Here is a 17,516-nt window from a genome sequence, read left to right as displayed (position 1 = left end):
CGGGCAGTCCCGACGGTTGTCGCCCGCGCCTCCGCGCCATGGCCGGAGCAGCACGCGGGGTTTGCGCGATGACTGTGAAGGTCAGGCGTTTTCTCGTCCAGCGTCCGCATTGCGAAAATAGTCGCGCGGCGCCGCCCCCAACATTCGGCGGAACATCGTGGTGAAGGCCGGCACGCTCTCATAGCCGAGGTCGAGAGCCACCCCCGTCACCGGCACCCCTTCGGCCAGCCGCGGCAGGGCGGCGAAGAGGCAGGCCTGCTGGCGCCAGACCGAGAGGCTTAGGCCCGTCTCCCGCTGGAAGGCACGGGTGAAGCTGCGCCGGCTCATGCCGGCCGCGCTCGCCCAACTGTCGATCGTCGCCTGGGGGGACGGACGCTCCACGAAGGCGCGGCAGAGCCGCGCCAGCTTGGGGTCGGCCGGCAGCGGCAGGCCGAGGGGCAGTTCGCGCAGCCGCGGGATCTCCTTGACGATCAGCCCCATCACCAGTTCGTCGCGTTCGTCCGGCGCGGTATCGGGCGCGCGCTCCGCCGCCTCCGCGATCAGGCTGCGCATCAGGTCCGTCAGTGCCACCACGCGCAGCCCGTTCGGCGTCCCGCTGGTGACCGCGGGGTTCACGTAAACCGACTGCATGCGCACGGTGCCCAGCATGTCGACGGAATGGTCGACACCGGAGGGTATCCACATCGCGTGCCCCGGCGGCACCATCCAGCGCCCCTGCCCCGTCGCAACCAGCACGACGCCGCTGCGAGCATGGAGAAGCTGGCACCGGCTGTGCCGGTGCTGCGGCACGCGATGACCGTCCGGATAGACATCCGACAGGGCGAGCACGTCGCCCGCCGTCTTCTCCAGCCACTCCACGCGGCGTCCGTGCCGGGCATCGGACTCGGCCGTCGAAGCTCGAATTGGAGATGTTTGTGCCATCGTTCGGTTTGGCCCACTCGCGAAACAAAGGGACCAAAGCACGAAGGAAGGTCGCGATCAACGCCCCTATAAGCCGAACCTGAAAAGCCGCGCCCATCGCAGGACCATCGACTTGACCGACACGACCGCAACCAGCGCGCCCGTCATGACACCCGAACGCACGACCTATGCCGTGCTCCTGGCGGTGAGCTTCTGCCATCTTCTCAACGACGTCATGCAGTCGCTGCTCGCCGCGATCTATCCGATGCTCAAGGACGGCTACGGCCTGGCCTTCTGGCAGATCGGCCTGCTCACCATGACCTTCCAGGTGACCGCCTCGCTGCTGCAGCCGCTGATCGGCATGACCACCGACAGGCGGCCCATGCCATATTCGCTGCCGTTCGGCATGGGTTCGACGCTGGTCGGACTGCTGCTTCTTTCCAGCGCCGCGACCTACCCGCTGCTGCTTCTAGGCGCGGCCTTCATCGGCTTCGGTTCGGCGATCTTCCATCCCGAATCCTCGCGCGTGGCTCGGCTGGCATCCGGCGGGCGCTACGGCCTCGCGCAGGCGGTCTTCCAGGTCGGCGGCAATTTCGGCACGGCGATCGGACCGCTGCTCGCCGCCTTCATCGTCGTGCCGCGAGGACAGGGCTCAGTGGCGTGGTTCTCCGTCATCGCGCTGGTCGGCATGATCGTGCTGTGGCGCGTCAGCGGCTGGTATGCCCGCTACCGTGCCGCAAGCGCTAAGCGTCCGGCGCCGAAACCAGCGGTCACGCTGCCGCGCAAGAAGGTCGTGACCGCGCTCGCCGTGCTGATCGCGCTGGTCTTTTCCAAGCACGTCTACATGGCCTCGATCTCGAGCTACTACACCTTCTTCGTCATCGAGAAGTTCGGCGTTTCGGTGCAGGACGCGCAGATCCTGCTCTTCATCTTCCTGGGTGCTGCAGCCGCCGGAACCGTGCTCGGCGGCCCGATCGGCGACCGCTTCGGCTCAAAAACCGTGATCTGGTTCTCGATCCTCGGCGCGCTTCCCTTCACGCTCGCCTTGCCCTATGCGAGCTTCTTCTGGACGCCGATCCTGACCGCCATCATCGGCCTGATCCTGGCCTCCGCCTTCCCGCAGATCGTCGTCTTCGCGCAGGAACTGGTGCCCGGACGGGTCGGCATGATCGCCGGTATTTTCTTCGGTTTCGCCTTCGGCCTCGGCGGCCTCGGTGCGGCTGTGCTCGGCGTCGTCGCCGACGCCAAGGGTATCGAGTTCGTCTACGGCGTGTGTTCGTTCCTGCCGATGATCGGCCTGCTCGCGATATTCCTGCCGAATATGAGGAAAGAGCGCGAAGTCTCTGCCGCGGAAGCCGCTATCGCGGCACCGCGATGATGACGGCGGCGCCGATTAGACAGATGCCGGAGTAGGGAACGGATCGGCTGACCGTCCGTGTTCGAAACGCCGGTCACCGGGGCATCGCGCCCGGCGCCCTCGTGGTTCGACGGGCTCACCATGAGGGCTACTGAGACGCCTGCCGCACGGTCGGGACCGGGAGTCTACCCGCCTCCATGGAGTATCAAAAGGCGGTTGCCAGAGCCAACCAGTAGCCCTCATGGTGAGCCTGTCGAACCACGAGGGCGCTTGGCGCTTCACCCTCACCACATCGTCGCCTTCGCCCGCTCCGGCCATTCCGCGTCATAGGCCTTGCCGTCGATCCTCTCGCGGCTGGTGACGGCGAGGATGTCGCCCGGCGTCGGCAGGCTCCTCGGATCGACGTGCCTGTCGGCGTTCCACAGGTCGGATCGCACGATGGCGCGGGCGCACTGGAAGTAGACCGCGTCGATCGCCACCACCATGACCGAGCGCGCCGCCTTGCCGTCGACCGCGAAGGACGCGCAGAGTTCGGCGTCGATCGAGAGCGTCGCTCGGCCGTTGACCCTGAGCGTCGTGCCCGAGCCGGGGATCAGGAAGAGCAGCCCCACGCGCCCGTCACGCACAACGTTCTTCAGCGAATCGGCGCGGTTGTTGCCGCGCCGGTCGGGCAGCATTAGCGTTCGCTCGTCATGGATGCGCACGAAACCCGGCAGGTCGCCGCGCGGCGAACAGTCAAGCCCCTCCGGGCCGGCGGTCGCCAGCGCCACGAAGGGCGAGGCCTTTATGAGCGCCGCGTATTCCGGGATGATCCGGTCGAGCTCCTTGACCAGCGACGTCTCGCCGGGCTGTCCGTAGAGGGCTTCGAGCTGAGCGATGGTGGTGATGGTGGTCATGGTGGCTTTCGGGACGGGGATGAGTGAGCTCGAAAGATGCGACCAGGTCGGCGGCAAGACAAGGGCGCCTCAAACGCATAGACGTATTTCCCGCAGGTCGCCCCTTTCCTCGCGGCACTCGATGCTGCAACACCGGCTACTCTAGGAGAGTTCGGCCGTCACGCAGAGCATCCGGTTCACAGGATCATCCGTTCGAGCGGCGGCTTTCTTCGATCGAGGGCCCAAAGCCCCCGTTCGTTTCAGGTCCGTGGCTTGCCAATAGAACATGATTGCAGAAGTTTGCTGCCGGGCCGACGTTCTCTGGCCTAAACCTGCTTTTCTACAGACGGTCATGAACTACGCTGCTGCCTGGCCGGATGGGCTCAAGAGTATCAGAGAACACATGATGGCGAGCAAGAAGCGGTCGAATGAATCAATGGCGGCAAAGGCCGTATGGCCGCTCCTTTTTCTCACGGCTGCGCTTCACGCGTATCTGGGACTGTCGTTGGTTGCCTATGTGTTCATGGGAGTGTCGAACCCGGCCAGCGGACCCGGTGGATGGATAGTGGCCACGACAGGTGGACTCCAAGCGGTTGCGGCGACAGCGGCCTTCGTGCTCGCCGCCCGGCGCGATCTACGCGGCGCTACCCTTGCCGTGGCGGGCAGCATCATGATGGGCTGGTTCTCGACGCTGCCGTCCGTCGCCGAGCAAGGGCTCGACTTTCGCGGCAACGACAGAATTGCCTCTGTCTACTTCGTCCTCTCCCCGATCATCGCCATCGTTGCGGGAACACTGGCTTGGCGCAACCTGTATCCGATTGCGGCCGCACTTATCGCAACGGCGACGACCTTCGCCGGCATTGTGTTCGTCATCGCATTCGCTATCGCCATCGCGACGTACGGCTTTTAGGACCATGAAGTTCGAGGCTCGAAGTCACGGGAAAGGACCGGCTTCGAGCAGCGAGTGACAGGGCGCCTCGACGGTGCTAGAGGCAAGACCTGCTGTCCGCTTGCACCTCCCGCTATGAGATTCTTGGCCGAGCCGCGGCGCATCCATGCAGCGCAACTCGCCTGTTTCTCGTATCGGATGCTGGGTCTCCCGCCGTTGCAACCGCGCAGATCATGAGCTTCAAGCCGGACATGCGGCAGCGATACGCAATCAGACCGGAGCAACCCAATGGCCGGCAAGTCTTTCCCACCCGCAAGCAGCCCCGTCCCCCTCCTCTCCGGCGGCAATCCACAGATCCCCAAGGGCTTCGGCAATGCGCCCGTGCAGGCCTACATCGCCGCCATGCCGGGCTGGAAGAGCGATCTCGGCCGCCGGCTCGATGCGATCATCGTGACTACGGTGCCGGAAGTGAAGAAGGCGGTGAAGTGGAACTCGCCGTTCTACGGCGTCGAAGAGGGAGTCTGGTTCCTCTCCTTCCACTGCTTTGCGAAGTACGTGAAGGTGACGTTCTTCCGCGGCGCCTCACTCGATCCCGTCCCGCCCGGCGTCTCGAAGCACCCGGCAGTGCGCTACTACGACATCCGCGAGGGAGCGTTCGACGAGAGCCGCTTCGCCGACTGGGTGAAGCAGGCCAGCCGGCTGCCTGGAGAGAAACTGTAGGTCGCGGCGACTTCTCCGGACGCCGTCATGGCGGGGAGCTTCCTCGACGCGGCGCGACCGGCGACGGGCATGCTGGCCCAACGATCCGGCACATGCACGGACTTGCAGCAAAAGTTCTGCTTTGCCACACACGCCGCATGAACAGCGAACAGTCGATCGCCAAGGCCGCCCTGTGGATGGGCGGCTGGCTCGCCCTGATGCTCACCATGACCGTGGCCGGCCGCGAGGCGGCCCGCCACATCGACTTGTTCCAGCTGATGGTGCTCCGGTCAGCCATCGGGCTCGTCCTGCTGTCGCCGCTGGTGATGGTCGCCGGGGGGTGGCGGTCCGTCCGCACGCCGGTGCTCGGCCAGCATGTCGGCCGCAACGTCGTCCACTACGCCGGCCAGTACCTGTGGCTCTATGCGCTGACCCTGATCCCGATCGCGCAGCTGATCTCGATCGAATTCACCATGCCGATCTGGACGGCGCTCTTCGCCGTGATCTTTCTTGGCGAGCGGGTCGGATGGCGCAAGGCAACCTCGATCGCGCTCGGGCTCGCCGGTGTCGCCGTCATCGTGCGCCCCGGCGGCGAGAACCTGAATTTCGGCCAGCTTTACGCTCTCGCCGCCGCCTTCGGCTTCGCCATCTCGGTGATCATGATCAAGACCCTGGTCAGGCGCGACAGCGTTACCACCATCATCTTCTGGATGCTGGTCATCCAGACGATCCTTGGCATCGTGCCGGCCGCGCTCGTCTGGCAGGTGCCGCCGGCCTCGTCCTGGCCGTGGATACTGGTCGTCGCCTTCTGCGGAACCTTCTCGCACTACTGCATGGCACGGGCCATGGTGCATGCCGAGGCGACCGTGGTCGTGCCGATGGACTTTCTGCGCGTGCCACTCGCCGCGGTGGTCGGCTACCTCGTCTACGCGGAGGCGATCGACATCTACACCGCGCTCGGCGCCGCCATGATCCTGTTCGGCAATCTTCTCAACCTGCGCAAGGCTGGCACGGCGCGCATCCCGGCCGGCTGACGCTGCGGAGCGCGGGGAATACCCGCTGAAACCGCGCCTGTCGCCCGCTTTTCCTTGTCAATCGAGGGATCGCGCGTATATCACCGCGCGAGGCTGGGGAAGGAAGAAGCGGCACGAGCCGCCCGCCCGGCCTGACGGGAGTACGGGCAGCGGATGCCGAAGATCATCGACGTCCAGGGCGTGACGAAGCGGTTCGGCAATGTGCTGGCCGTCGACAATTGCTCACTCAGCGTGGAGGAAGGCACGATCACCGGGCTGATCGGCCCCAACGGCGCGGGCAAGACGACGCTCTTCAACATGGTCGCCGGCGCCTTTCCTCCCACCTCAGGGCGCATCCTGCTCGGCGGCGAGGACGTGACGAGACTGAAGGCGCACGAGCTCTTCGCGCGCGGCCTGCTTCGCACCTTCCAGATCGCCCAGGATTTTTCCAACATGACGGCGCTGGAGAACCTGATGATGGTTCCGGCCGGACAGTCGGGCGAGGCCCTGTTCTCGGCCTGCTTCCGGCGCGGCAAGGTGATGGCGGAAGAGGCCGAGACCCGCCGCAAGGCCGACGAGGTCATGCAGGTCATCCGTCTCTCCCACGTCAAGAACGAGCGCGCCGGCAATCTCTCCGGCGGCCAGAAGAAGCTGCTCGAACTCGGCCGCGTGATGATGGCAAGGCCCCGCGTCGTACTGCTCGACGAGATCGCGGCTGGAGTCAACCGCACGCTCCTCAACGACCTCGCCGCGGTCGTGCAGCGCCTCAACCGCGAGGATGGGCTCACCTTCTTCGTCATCGAGCACGACATGGACCTGATCGCCCGGCTCTGCGACCCCGTCATCGTCATGGCGGCCGGCAGCGTCATGATGCAGGGACCGATGTCGGAGATCCGCAACGACCCGGAAGTTATCGAAGCCTATTTCGGCGGCACGCCGGCAGCAGGGGCGCACTGATGGCCCTCCTGGAGATGACCGGCATCCATGCCGGATACGGCGGGGCGAACATCCTCAACGGCGTGTCGATCGCCATCGACGCCGACCAGATCGGCGTCATCGTCGGCCCGAACGGCGCCGGCAAGTCGACGACGCTGAAGGCGCTCTTCGGGCTGCTGGCCGTCAGCGAGGGCTCGACCGTCTTCGACGGCAAGGACATCACGAACGCGGCCCCGGAAAGGCTTGTCGAGCAAGGGCTCTCCTTCGTGCCGCAGGAGTTCAACGTCTTCCCGACCATGTCGGTGCAGGAGAACCTCGAGATGGGCGCCTACTCGCGTCGCGATTCGTTCCGGCACATGATCGATCAGGTCTACGGCTTCTTCCCGCCTCTCAAGGAAAAGCGCCGCCAGCCGGCGGGGGAGCTTTCCGGCGGCCAACGCCAGATGGTCGCGATCGGGCGCGCGCTGATGACCGAACCACGCCTGCTGCTGCTGGACGAGCCGACGGCGGGGCTTTCCCCGCGCTACATGGGCGAGATCTTCGACCGGATCGTCGCCATCAATGCCGCGGGCGTCGGCATCCTGATGGTCGAGCAGAACGCGCGCCAGGCGCTCGGCTTCGCCCATCGCGGCTTCGTGCTCGCCGGCGGCCAGAACCGCTTCACCGGAACCGGCGCGGAACTGCTCGCCGATCCCGAGGTCGCAAGGAGCTTTCTCGGCGGAGGAGCCGATGACCATGCCTGACGCCGGTTTTCTGTCGGTCCTTCCGATCAGCGAGTTCGTCTTCTTTCTCAACAAGGTGGTGATCGCCGGCCTGATCATTGGCTCGATCTATGCCCTGGGAGCCGTGGGCGTGACGCTGATCTTCGGCATCCTGCGCTTCGCCCATTTCCCGCATGGCGACATGATGACGGCCGGCGCCTTCTTCGCGCTGATCCTCTTGTGGGCCTTTCCGGGTGCAGGCGCACTGGTCGGGCTGCCGACCGCCTTCGTCCTGATGCCGCTCGCCATGGCCGCCACTGCCGCGATGGCGATCGGTCTCGACCGCGTGTTCTACCGGCCGATGCGCATGGTCGGAGTGAAGCCGGTGGTCATGGTCATGACCTCCATCGGCGTAATGCTGATGATGCAGGGGCTGATCCGCCTCTTCGCCGGCACGGGGACGCGCCAGCTCTACGTCGACACGGATTCCAAGGACATCTATCGCATCCCGCTCGGCGGCCGCGACCTGGTCATCACCGAGCCGCAGCTGCTGCTCTTCGCCACGACCATCGTCGCGGTGGTGGCGCTGCACCTCTTCCTGACGCGATCGCGCACGGGCAAGGCGATGCGGGCCGTCTCCGACAATCCCGACCTCGCCCGCGTCTCCGGCATCTCGATCGACCACGTGGTCCGCACGACCTGGCTGATCGCAGGCGCGCTTGCCGCGGCCGGCGGCACGCTGCTCGCCCTCGACGTGACGCTCAAGCCCGACCTTTCGTTCAACATCATCCTGCCGATTTTCGCCGCGGCGATCGTCGGAGGCGTCGGCCAGCCCTATGGCGCCATTGCCGGCGGGCTGCTGGTCGGCTTCACCGAGACGCTGGCAGTGTTCAACTGGACGGTGCTGCTGCGCCCGCTGAAGCCGCTGCTGCCGGATTTCATCGAGATCCCCGCAAAGCTCGCCTTCGTGCCGACCGAGTACAAGATCGTGGTTCCGTTTTTCATCCTGGTCGCGGTGCTCATCTGGCGGCCGACCGGCATCTTCAAGGGGAGGCTGAACACGTGAGGACGCCTCCGCTTCGCGAAACCGCGCTTTTCGCCGGCCTAGCTGTCGTCATAGCCGCCGTCTTCGCCTGGCTGGGCGCGGCATACTCAGTGCGCATGCTTACCGAAGCAGCCTGCTACGCCATCATCGCGCTCGGCCTGACAATCCAGTGGGGCTATGCCGGCCTGTTCAACGTCGGACTGATGGGCTTCGTCGCACTCGCCGCCTTCATGACCGTGCTGGTCTCCCACCCCGTCAACTGGGCCTTCTGGGAGGGCGACGGGCCGGTCCTGCTCGGCCAGGCGCTGCTGACGCTCGTCGTCGGCGTCGCCATCACCTGGGGCCTGTCGCGCTCGCACCGCTTCGGCCTCCCAAAGTGGCTACGCACACTGCTGACACTGGTGGCCGCCGCGATCACCTACCTCGCCGTCCAGGGCCAGCTCGATCCGGCGGCGACGCTGATCGAACGCGAGGCAGGCTTCGTGGGCGGCTTCGGTCTGCCGGTCTGGGCCGGCTGGGTCGCGGGAGGTCTCGTGGCCGGCGCGCTCGGCTGGGCGATGGGCCGCATCACGCTCGGCCTTCGCGCCGACTACATGGCGATCGCCACGCTGGGCATCGCCGAGATCGTCAAGGCTTTCCTGAAGAACGCCGACTGGCTGACGCGCGGCACGCTCACCGTGTCCCCCCTCCCCTGGCCCGTCCCTACGCCGCAGGAACTCGGCTTCGTCCTGTCGCGCGCTGCCTATCTCAGCGTCACGGCCGTCATCATCGTCGTGCTCTACGTGCTTCTCGAGCGCGCCTGGCATTCGCCGTGGGGGCGCATGATGCGCGCCATCCGCGACAACGAGGTCTCGGCCGCGGCCATGGGCAAGGACATCAACCGGCGGCGGCTCGAGATGTTCGTCGTCGGCAATTTCATCATCGGACTCGGCGGCGCGGCCCTCATCACCTTCACGACCATCTTCGATCCGGCAGCCTTCGCGCCGCTCAACCACACGTTCCTGGTCTGGGTGATGGTCATCCTCGGCGGCGCGGGCAACAATCTGGGCACGATCTTCGGTGCGCTGCTCGTCTACGTCATCTGGACCATGTCGGAGCCCGTCGCGCTTTTCCTGTTCATGCTGGCCGAGCGCTCGGGCGAGAGCCTCTTCGGCTGGGAAGCTCCCGCGGACCTCCACACCCGCGCCTTGCAGATGCGCGTTTTCGTCATCGGCCTGACGATCACCTTGGTGCTGAGATTCGCGCCGAAGGGGCTGCTGCCGGAGAAGGTGGTGCGGCACGAGTAGCGCCTACGGTCCGCCCGAGATCGCGGCCATCGCGAGACCATCGAGATCGAGGTCTCCTTCCACGAAGGCGGCCCGGCTATCGGTGTTCCTGCGCGACTGAAGACCTGGCTGGGAATTCGGATCGTGTGAGAAGACAAGAAAAAGCCCGGGCGGTTTCCCGCCCGGGCTCTCGATTTCAACCTCCGGCCGGAAGCCTACTGCACCTGGCCGACTTCCTTGAAGCCCGGGCCCTCCACGACCATCTCGATGATCACGCCCGGCACGTCGCCGGCCTCGTCGAACTCGTGGCTGCCGGAGGCGCCTTCGTAGTTGATGTCGGTGCCCTCGGCGATCAGCTTCCTGGCCTTCTCCCATTCGCCCGGGAAGATGGTCTCACCCGGCGCCGTGGCGACGTCGCGCAGCGCCGCGCTGACGCCCTCGCGGTCGGCCGAGCCGTTCTTCTCGATCGCCAGCGCGAGCAGGAAGGCCGCGTCGTAGGCCTGCGGGCCGAACGAGGCATTGGGGTCGAGCCCGCCTTCCTTGGCGAGTTCGGCATACATGCCGGTGCCCGGGGTCTCCGAACGGCCGATCTTGGTGCCGATGAAGCCGTCGAGCTTGCCCTCGCCGATCGCGGTCACCAGCGAATCGCCGATCATGCCGTCGCCGCCGGAGAACTGCGAGAAGTCGCCGCTCTCCAGCGCCTGTCGCACGATCGTCTGCCCCGAGCCGTCGACATAGGCGAGGATGGCCAGCATTTCGGCGCCCGACGAGGCGAGCGAGCCGATCTCGGCGCGGTAGTCGGCCTTGCCGTCCTCATGCGCCTCGTTGGCGGCCACGGTGCCACCCAGCGCCTCGAAAGAGGATTGCAGCGCCTCGGCAAAACCCTTGCCGTAGTCGTTGTTGACATAGGTGATGGCGATGTTGTCGTGGCCCTTGTCCTTGAGCAGCTTTGCCAGCACCTCGCCCGAATAGGCATCCGACGGCGTTGTGCGGAAGAGCAGATCGTTGTCCTCGATCGTGGAAAGCGCCGGCGAGGTCGCGGCCGGCGACACGATGACGACGTTGCCGGGGATCGCGGCGCTATTGGCCGCGGCGATGGTCTCGCCCGAGCACAGCGGCCCGACGAGCGCGGTGACGTTCTCCGCGTTCACCAGGCGGTCGGCGGCATTCGAGGCTGCGGTGGCGTCGATGCAGGTCGAGTCCGCCTGGACCATGGACAACTGGCCGCCGAGGATGCCGCCCTGGTCGTTCACGTGCTTCACCGCCAGCGCGGCGGCATCATGGATCGGCGGCACGAGGGTCTCGATCGGACCGGTGAAGCCGCCCAGGAATCCCAGTTTCACATCTTCGGCGCTCGCCGCGCTTGCCGCGATCAACGCGGCACCCGCCACGGTCGCGGCGATCAGTTTGCGAAACGCAACACTCATGAATTCATTCTCCCATATTGTCCGATGATTGGCATCCGATGGCCGGACCCGAGGTCCCGCGCGCCGGACATGCGCCGGGTGCCGTGGAAGCGATATTGGAAGCGGGCCTTCGCTTTGTAAAGGCCGGCTGGACTGTACCAGCGAGTCCCTCGCCCGCCGGCCCAAATCGATCCCCGCCACTCCAAATCCGAAAGCGACTTGACGAATGTAATAACATTACATAATCGAGAGGTGCGGCCGAACGGACCGCCGCGCCGCCTTCGGAGATGAACATGCGAAACTTGCTCGCCATTGCGATGCTTGCCGGCCTGACGGCTTACGGTCCGTCCGGGGTGACCGAGGCAGGTGCCGCAGAACTGAAGGTCGTCGCCAGCTTCTCGATCATCGGCGACATGGCCGGGGCGGTCGGTGGAGATCGTATCGACCTCACAACGCTGGTCGGTCCGAACGGCGACGCGCACGTCTATGAGCCAAGCCCGGCGGACGCTGTCGCGATGGCCGGCGCCGATATCGTGCTCGTCAACGGCCTGCATCTCGAGGGCTTCCTGTCACGCCTCGCGGAGGTTAGCGGGTCGGACGCGCCGGTCGTCGAACTGACGGAGGGCGTGGAGACGATCGCCACCGGAGGGGACGATCACGACGAGGAAGCTGACCACCACGCCGAAGCCGCCGCAGAGAATAGGGCCGAGTATGCCGGGTCGGCGGAGGCGGACCACCACGATCACGGCCCCGTCGATCCACACGCCTTCCAGTCGGTGCCGAACGCCAGGATCTACGTGCGAAACATCGCCGAGGCGTTCTGCGGTGTGGACCCGGAGGGTTGCGAAACCTACCGGGCCAATGCAGCGGCCTACACCGGCCAACTGGATGCGCTCGACGCCCGCATTCGCGAGACGGTGGCATCCATCCCCGAGAGCCGGCGCACGATCATCACCTCGCACGACGCGTTCGGCTACTTCGGCAAAGAATACGGCATCCGGTTCCTGGCTCCGGAAGGCATCTCGACCGACGCAGAGGCGTCCGCCGCGGACGTCGCCGCGCTGATCCGACAGGTGCGCGAGGACGAGGCCGCGGCCGTATTCGTCGAAAACATCACCAACGCCCGCCTGATCGAGCAGATCGCGTCGGAAACGGGGCTCGAGATCGGCGGCACGCTCTATTCGGACGCGCTTTCGGGTCCGGACGCCCCCGCCTCCACCTACATCGGGATGATGCGGCACAACATCGAGACGATCGCCGGAGCGATCGGGGGAAGCTGAGACGTATCGGCTTCCCGCCGAATCGCCCTAGCCGTTTACTACCTGCTTGTGCGGTACGTCCGCCCTGCCCTTCTTGAGCAGTTCCGACACCAGGAAAGCGAGCTCGATCGCCTGGTCGGCATTGAGACGCGGATCGCAGTGCGTGTGGTAGCGGTCCTGAAGCTCCTCATCGCGGATGGCGCGGGCGCCGCCGGTGCATTCGGTGACGTTCTTGCCCGTCATCTCGACATGGATGCCGCCTGGATGCGTGCCCTCGGCGCGATGAACCTCGAAGAAGGTCTGTACTTCTTTGAGGATCCGGTCGAAAGGCCGGGTCTTGTAGCCGGCCGCGGTGATCGTGTTGCCGTGCATTGGATCGCACGACCACACCACCTTGCGGCCCTCCTTCTTCACCGCGCGAACCAGCTTGGGCAGGTTCTCCCCGGCCTTTTCCGCGCCAAAGCGGGCGATCAGCGTCAGCCGGCCCGGCTCATTCTCGGGGTTCAGGAGGTCGATCAGGTTGAGAAGCCCCTCGGGCGTCAGCGACGGCCCGCATTTCAGGCCGAGCGGGTTCTTGATGCCGCGGCAGTATTCGACATGGGCGTGGTCGGGCTGGCGTGTGCGGTCGCCGATCCAGATCATGTGGCCCGAGGTGGCATACCAGTCGCCGGAAGTGGAATCGACGCGCGTCAACGCCTGCTCGTAGCCGAGGAGCAGCGCTTCGTGGCTGGTGTAGAAATCCGTCTCGCGCAGCGCGAAATTGGTTTCCGACGTGATGCCGACGGCCCGCATGAAGTCCATCGTCTCGGTGATACGGTTGGCCAGCGCCTCGTAGCGCTCCGCCTGCGGGCTGTCGGAGACGAAGCCCAGCATCCACTTGTGCACGTTCTCAAGCGAGGCGTAGCCGCCTTGCGCGAAAGCGCGCAGGAGGTTCAGGGTCGCGGCCGACTGGCGGTAGGCCATCTCCTGGCGCGCCGGATCGGGCATCCGCGACTTCTCGTCGAAGTCGATGCCGTTGATGATGTCGCCGCGGTAGGATGGCAGCGTCACGCCGTCCTTGGTCTCGGTGTCGGAGGAACGCGGCTTGGCGAACTGGCCGGCAATCCGGCCGACCTTGACCACCGGCTGCGAACCGGCGAAGGTCAGCACGACCGACATCTGCAGGAAGACGCGGAAGAAATCGCGGATGTTGTCGGCGCCGTGCTCGGCGAAGCTCTCGGCGCAGTCGCCCCCCTGCAGCAGGAAGGCCTGGCCTTCGGCAACCTGCGCGAGCTGCTTCTTCAGCTTTCGTGCCTCACCTGCAAAAACCAGCGGCGGAAAGGTCGCGAGCTGCTTTTCGACCGTCTCGACCGCGGCAGCGTCCGGATAGTTCGGGACCTGGCTGATCGGCATGTTGCGCCAGGAATTCGGAGACCATTTCTTCGTCATGACAAGCACCCAATTGCCGCCCCGCGCCATGTGCGCCCGGAGCGTCCCAGTCTTCGGGATGCGGCTCTATACAGGAACACGCTGGCTGCTTCCACCCGGAAGTTGGGTTCAACGGGGCCATAAGGCGACGCAGCCACGCGTCGACGCTCCGGATCGCGCGCTTCTCAGATGCTTTGGGCGTTGGACGCCATGCGTACCCCCGCGTTTCGGCCGCCGCTTGGCACCACCACGAGTTGCGTGACCTTGCCGCGCTTGAAGTCGCTCAGGAAGCGGTCGTAGTTCTTGAACGCGACGCAACCATGCGACTCCGCCCGTCCGCCGCGCAGCAGATAGCTGTGCGTGAGGAAACCGTCCCGGCCGTATTTGTTCTTGCCGTCGACCGGAAGCATGCGGATGGCTTCGACGCCATGGAACCGCTTTTCGCGCATCTTGAGATTGTAGACATGCGGCGGGGTCGGCCCCTTCATCTTGACGTTCGCGTAGCGCGGATTGTCCGCCATCTCGCCGATTCCAGAGTGGGCTTCGAGAACGCTGCCGTCCGGCATGTAGACCTTGGCGGCGCTGATGTCATAAACGGCCACGCCCTTACCGGCAGTGGTCCCCCCGCCGAACAGGTTGCGCAGGGTGAACCCACCGCCTGCTCTCTCTTCCGCCGGATCGTCCGGCCGCGCATAGGCGAGCTGTTTCGGCATGGCTGCCGGGCGCTCGCCCGCCTTGTCCGCCTTCCCGGGCTTCGGTGCCGGCCGCTCGCCAGCCTGGCCGGAGCGCATTGGCTGCCCCTCGCTCGCGGGCTTGGAGACCTCGTATTGCGGGCGAGGCTCCGGCAGAGGAATGTCGATCGGGTCCGGTTCGAGGTCGGGCAGCGCCGCGATTTCCTCTTGCGGTTGGTGACTTGGATCGTGCAACGCGCCGCTGTCGACCTGCATCTCCCTCAGAAGCGCCGACAGCGCAGCAGACGCCGCCGGAGAAGGATCGCCGTAGGCCAGCAGGATCGGGTCCGGATCGAACGATCCGGCAAGCGGCGACCCGAAGCGTTCAGCCGCAGGCATCAGGGCCTGCGCGACCGGGCGCGGCGCTTCGGCGGTGCCGGGCCGGCTAAGGAGTCTGGGCATCCTTTCGGTCGTCAATCCGGCCTGCCTGACGACATCGTCGAAGCTCGCGGCGCGACCGAGGGCATCCACTCCTTCGGCATGGGCCGCAATGCGAGCGGTCTTGCCGCGACCAGCAGCGTTGCCATCCCTGGATTGCGACATTGCGGCGAGCAGCCTCGGCGCCTTGCCCGCCCCGTCACGCTGATCCACAAGACGTACGGTCATCCTGTCGGCAGCATGGAACTGGGGCTTGGGCAGAAAATGCAGCGATCCGAAAGCAAAGGAACTGCTCACCGCAACCATGGCCGCGACGCCGCACGCAGCCGCGCCGACGAAGGCGGGGCCGACGCAAGCGATCAGCAACGAACCCAGCAGTTTGGGCGTATCCCGCCGACGAACGACTTTACTCACGAACACGCCAAGCCGGAAAATCTCGCAAATGTCATCGCGCCGGCGAGCGGCGGCGAATGCGTGACTTCCGGATTGTCCCCTTCTTCGTAGAACGATTGAGAGAAGATGGATAAATGTGGTTAAAATTTGCTTGCAGTCTCCGATCCTCGTGACAATCCGTGGGCGAGAGATGGCGCGCGGCGAAAAATTGCCTGTTTCACGCCTCTGACGAATGCGGGCCAGATAGACCAATGACCGCCCGCATCTCCAACGCCGCCTCGAACAAGGTCCGCTCGTGGCTGTTCAACTCCACTGCCCGGGGATAAAGCGGCGCGTGGCTGTCATCATGGACGGGCGTGTCGAAACCCTCGGTCTCCTCGATGAAGCGTCGCACGCCCTCTTTGCCATGTTCGGCCAGGAAGCCCTGGAGAACGGCATCGAGGTAGGACCGCAGGATCTTCGGCGGTTCGGGATGATGCGGAATGTCGGGATCGGCCTCGTAGACGTAGACCGGCACGTCGTGTGGAACCGGCTCGAGGGTCTCGAGCGTCTCGATTGCGACCGGCAGGCGGCGGTAGCGCGCCTCCCTCTCGTCGACGGCCGCGAGGTTTTCCACCCTGTCGAAGACGAGCAGCCCGTCGCAGACCGCGCCGGAATTGCGGCGAATGCTGAGAAGCGCGGCTGGGAAACCCGGCATATCCGGGCGCGGGCGCCAGATCCTGCGCCATCCGCGCAGCCGGGCCGGCATTGCATGGACGATTTCGGTTCGATGCGTCGCGCGGTTCACCAGCGAGCCGTAGCCGAAATAGGCGACGAGCTTGCCCGCCCGTGCGAGTTCCGACAAGTCGGGCGGCGCATGCATGCGGTCAGTCGACCCGTTCGCCGTTCTCGACCCGGTAGCTTCGCTGGTACATGGTGACGAGTTCTTCCGCCGCGCTCGGATGTACAGCCATTGTTCGGTCGAAGTCCGGTTTGGTGAGGCGCGCCTTGACCGCGATGCCGAGCAGTTGGGCCATCTCGCCCGCGTCCGGGCCGAGAATGTGCGCGCCCAGCACGCGCTTCGAGATGCCGTCGACCACCAGCTTGACCAGCATCTTCTCGTTTCGACCGGCAAGCGTGTGACGCATCGGCCGGAACGAAGCCTTGTAGACGTCCACCTTCTCGAACTTCCTGGCCGCGTCGTCCTCGGAAAGCCCGACCGTCCCGATTTCCGGCTGCGAGAAGACGGCCGTCGCTACCTCGTCGTGGTCGGGGCTTGTCGGGTTGTCCTTGAAGGCGGTCTCGACGAAGCACATCGCCTCGTGGATGGCGACCGGGGTCAGCGCCACGCGTTCGGTGACGTCGCCGACGGCGAAAATGTTTTCGACGTTGGTCCGCGAGAACTCGTCGACGATGATCTCGCCCTTGGGACCGATCGCGACACCGGCCGCCTCAAGCCCGAGCCCCTCGGTGTTCGGCTGACGTCCGAGTGCCAGCATCACCTGGTCGGTCGTCAGCATCTGCCCGTCGGACAGATGCGCGTCGAGGCGGCCATCCCCGCGTTTTTGGATCCTGTCGAAGATCGTGTGGCACAGGATGCGGATACCCTTCTTCTCCATGGTCTCGTGCAGCGTCCGCCGCAGGTCCATGTCGAAGCGTCCGAGGATCTCGCGGCCGCGGTATACCAGCGTCGTCTCGACGCCCAGGCCATGGAAGATGTTGGCGAATTCCACCGCAATATAGCCGCCGCCGGCGATAACGATCGATTTCGGCAGTTCTTCGAGGTGGAAGGCCTCATTGGACGAGATGCACAGTTCATGGCCGGGAAGCGCCGCATGCGGGTTGGGGCGGCCGCCCGTGGCGATCAGGATCCGGTCTGCCGTGACGGTCCGGTCCTCGGCCACGAGGCGAACCGTGTGGGCGTCGACGAGTTCGGCGCGGGTGTCGAAGACCTCGGCACCGGCGTTCTCGAGCCCCTTGCGGTAGAGACCCTCCAGCCGGGCGATTTCGCGGTCCTTGTTGGCGATCAGCGTCTTCCAGTCGAACGACGCCTCGGGGACCGTCCAGCCGTAGCCGGCCGCATCCTCGAAATGCTCCGGAAACTGCGATGCGTAGACGAACAGCTTCTTCGGCACGCAGCCGCGGATCACGCACGTGCCGCCGTAACGAAACTCCTCGGCAATCGCGACCTTCTTTCCGAGCGACGCGGTCATCCGGCCCGCACGTACGCCGCCCGAGCCGCCGCCGATCACGAACAGGTCGTAGTCGAAATTCGCCATGTCG

The 17,516-nt window shown here is 65.6% G+C and carries 16 protein-coding genes; 9 read left to right on the top strand and 7 right to left on the bottom strand.

All coding sequences use genetic code 11. The features are described from left to right. Positions 1 to 81 precede the first annotated feature (81 nt). A complete protein-coding gene (locus tag ABGN05_RS05780; protein WP_367953015.1) occupies positions 82 to 921 on the bottom strand; it encodes an AraC family transcriptional regulator in 840 nt (279 codons plus the stop codon). Positions 922 to 1,033: 112 nt separating this feature from the next. Between ABGN05_RS05780 and ABGN05_RS05775 the strand changes: the two genes are divergently transcribed. Further along, positions 1,034 to 2,278, top strand: a complete 1,245-nt coding sequence (locus tag ABGN05_RS05775; protein ID WP_367953014.1) for an MFS transporter — start codon at positions 1,034 to 1,036, stop codon at positions 2,276 to 2,278. 263 nt (positions 2,279 to 2,541) lie between these two features. Here ABGN05_RS05775 and ABGN05_RS05770 read toward each other — a convergent pair whose 3' ends face one another. Then, positions 2,542 to 3,153 (bottom strand): pyridoxamine 5'-phosphate oxidase family protein, encoded by a 612-nt coding sequence (locus ABGN05_RS05770; RefSeq protein WP_367953013.1) that lies wholly within the window; start codon positions 3,151 to 3,153, stop codon positions 2,542 to 2,544. 331 nt (positions 3,154 to 3,484) lie between these two features. Between ABGN05_RS05770 and ABGN05_RS05765 the strand changes: the two genes are divergently transcribed. The 7 genes from ABGN05_RS05765 to ABGN05_RS05735 all read left to right on the top strand — a co-directional run bounded on the left by ABGN05_RS05765 (position 3,485) and on the right by ABGN05_RS05735 (position 9,701). Then, on the top strand, positions 3,485 to 4,042 hold the full coding sequence (locus ABGN05_RS05765; protein WP_367953012.1) for a hypothetical protein: 558 nt from the start codon (positions 3,485 to 3,487) through the stop codon (positions 4,040 to 4,042). 267 nt (positions 4,043 to 4,309) lie between these two features. Beyond that, positions 4,310 to 4,741, top strand: coding sequence for a DUF1801 domain-containing protein (locus ABGN05_RS05760; protein ID WP_367953011.1), 432 nt, complete (start codon positions 4,310 to 4,312; stop codon positions 4,739 to 4,741). A 137-nt stretch (positions 4,742 to 4,878) separates the two neighbouring features. Continuing rightward, the gene (locus tag ABGN05_RS05755; protein ID WP_367953159.1) at positions 4,879 to 5,754 is read left to right on the top strand and encodes a DMT family transporter; all 876 of its coding nucleotides are present in this window, start codon (positions 4,879 to 4,881) and stop codon (positions 5,752 to 5,754) included. 162 nt (positions 5,755 to 5,916) lie between these two features. Beyond that, positions 5,917 to 6,690 (top strand): ABC transporter ATP-binding protein, encoded by a 774-nt coding sequence (locus ABGN05_RS05750; RefSeq protein ID WP_373695898.1) that lies wholly within the window; start codon positions 5,917 to 5,919, stop codon positions 6,688 to 6,690. Then, a complete protein-coding gene (locus ABGN05_RS05745; protein WP_367953009.1) occupies positions 6,690 to 7,412 on the top strand; it encodes an ABC transporter ATP-binding protein in 723 nt (240 codons plus the stop codon). Before ABGN05_RS05750 ends, ABGN05_RS05745 begins: the two co-directional genes overlap by 1 nt. Then, complete coding sequence (locus ABGN05_RS05740; protein WP_367953008.1) at positions 7,399 to 8,436, top strand: branched-chain amino acid ABC transporter permease; 1,038 nt, start codon at positions 7,399 to 7,401, stop codon at positions 8,434 to 8,436. Before ABGN05_RS05745 ends, ABGN05_RS05740 begins: the two co-directional genes overlap by 14 nt. Continuing rightward, positions 8,433 to 9,701: a branched-chain amino acid ABC transporter permease gene (locus ABGN05_RS05735; protein ID WP_367953007.1), complete on the top strand. Its 1,269-nt coding sequence runs from the start codon at positions 8,433 to 8,435 to the stop codon at positions 9,699 to 9,701. Before ABGN05_RS05740 ends, ABGN05_RS05735 begins: the two co-directional genes overlap by 4 nt. Positions 9,702 to 9,895: 194 nt before the next feature. Here ABGN05_RS05735 and ABGN05_RS05730 read toward each other — a convergent pair whose 3' ends face one another. After that, a complete protein-coding gene (locus ABGN05_RS05730) occupies positions 9,896 to 11,107 on the bottom strand; it encodes an ABC transporter substrate-binding protein (RefSeq protein WP_367953006.1) in 1,212 nt (403 codons plus the stop codon). Between the two features lie 272 nt (positions 11,108 to 11,379). On the opposite strand from ABGN05_RS05730, the gene aztC reads away from it, so the two are divergent. After that, the gene (aztC, locus tag ABGN05_RS05725) at positions 11,380 to 12,366 is read left to right on the top strand and encodes a zinc ABC transporter substrate-binding protein AztC (protein ID WP_367953005.1); all 987 of its coding nucleotides are present in this window, start codon (positions 11,380 to 11,382) and stop codon (positions 12,364 to 12,366) included. Between the two features lie 27 nt (positions 12,367 to 12,393). Here the strand turns inward: aztC and ABGN05_RS05720 are convergent, their stop codons facing one another. From ABGN05_RS05720 to gor, 4 genes are all read right to left on the bottom strand, one after another. Then, positions 12,394 to 13,773, bottom strand: coding sequence for a class II 3-deoxy-7-phosphoheptulonate synthase (locus tag ABGN05_RS05720; RefSeq protein WP_367953004.1), 1,380 nt, complete (start codon positions 13,771 to 13,773; stop codon positions 12,394 to 12,396). A 164-nt stretch (positions 13,774 to 13,937) separates the two neighbouring features. After that, positions 13,938 to 15,506, bottom strand: a complete 1,569-nt coding sequence (locus ABGN05_RS05715) for a tlde1 domain-containing protein (RefSeq protein ID WP_367953003.1) — start codon at positions 15,504 to 15,506, stop codon at positions 13,938 to 13,940. Next, positions 15,472 to 16,116, bottom strand: a complete 645-nt coding sequence (locus ABGN05_RS05710; RefSeq protein WP_367953002.1) for a gamma-glutamylcyclotransferase family protein — start codon at positions 16,114 to 16,116, stop codon at positions 15,472 to 15,474. Before ABGN05_RS05710 ends, ABGN05_RS05715 begins: the two co-directional genes overlap by 35 nt. Before the next feature lie 4 nt (positions 16,117 to 16,120). Then, complete coding sequence (gene gor / locus ABGN05_RS05705) at positions 16,121 to 17,512, bottom strand: glutathione-disulfide reductase (protein WP_367953001.1); 1,392 nt, start codon at positions 17,510 to 17,512, stop codon at positions 16,121 to 16,123. Between the last annotated feature and the right edge of the window lie 4 nt (positions 17,513 to 17,516).

Source organism: Aquibium pacificum (assembly GCF_040839445.1).
In the GTDB taxonomy this organism is placed as follows: Bacteria; Pseudomonadota; Alphaproteobacteria; order Rhizobiales; family Rhizobiaceae; genus Aquibium; species Aquibium pacificus.
The sequence above is the reverse complement of the archived record's forward strand: the minus strand, read 5'-3'. Positions and strand labels throughout refer to the sequence as shown.

What these genes read in the sequence shown, in the direction of transcription:
- ABGN05_RS05780 (WP_367953015.1), bottom strand. Translation starts at nt 921, where the DNA reads ATGGCACAAACATCTCCAATTCGAGCTTCGACGGCCGAGTCCGATGCC.
- ABGN05_RS05770 (WP_367953013.1), bottom strand. Translation starts at nt 3,153, where the DNA reads ATGACCACCATCACCACCATCGCTCAGCTCGAAGCCCTCTACGGACAG.
- ABGN05_RS05765 (WP_367953012.1), top strand. Translation starts at nt 3,485, where the DNA reads ATGAACTACGCTGCTGCCTGGCCGGATGGGCTCAAGAGTATCAGAGAA.
- ABGN05_RS05760 (WP_367953011.1), top strand. Translation starts at nt 4,310, where the DNA reads ATGGCCGGCAAGTCTTTCCCACCCGCAAGCAGCCCCGTCCCCCTCCTC.
- ABGN05_RS05755 (WP_367953159.1), top strand. Translation starts at nt 4,879, where the DNA reads ATGAACAGCGAACAGTCGATCGCCAAGGCCGCCCTGTGGATGGGCGGC.
- ABGN05_RS05745 (WP_367953009.1), top strand. Translation starts at nt 6,690, where the DNA reads ATGGCCCTCCTGGAGATGACCGGCATCCATGCCGGATACGGCGGGGCG.
- ABGN05_RS05740 (WP_367953008.1), top strand. Translation starts at nt 7,399, where the DNA reads ATGACCATGCCTGACGCCGGTTTTCTGTCGGTCCTTCCGATCAGCGAG.
- ABGN05_RS05730 (WP_367953006.1), bottom strand. Translation starts at nt 11,107, where the DNA reads ATGAGTGTTGCGTTTCGCAAACTGATCGCCGCGACCGTGGCGGGTGCC.
- aztC (WP_367953005.1), top strand. Translation starts at nt 11,380, where the DNA reads ATGCGAAACTTGCTCGCCATTGCGATGCTTGCCGGCCTGACGGCTTAC.
- ABGN05_RS05720 (WP_367953004.1), bottom strand. Translation starts at nt 13,773, where the DNA reads ATGACGAAGAAATGGTCTCCGAATTCCTGGCGCAACATGCCGATCAGC.
- ABGN05_RS05710 (WP_367953002.1), bottom strand. Translation starts at nt 16,116, where the DNA reads ATGCATGCGCCGCCCGACTTGTCGGAACTCGCACGGGCGGGCAAGCTC.
- gor (WP_367953001.1), bottom strand. Translation starts at nt 17,512, where the DNA reads ATGGCGAATTTCGACTACGACCTGTTCGTGATCGGCGGCGGCTCGGGC.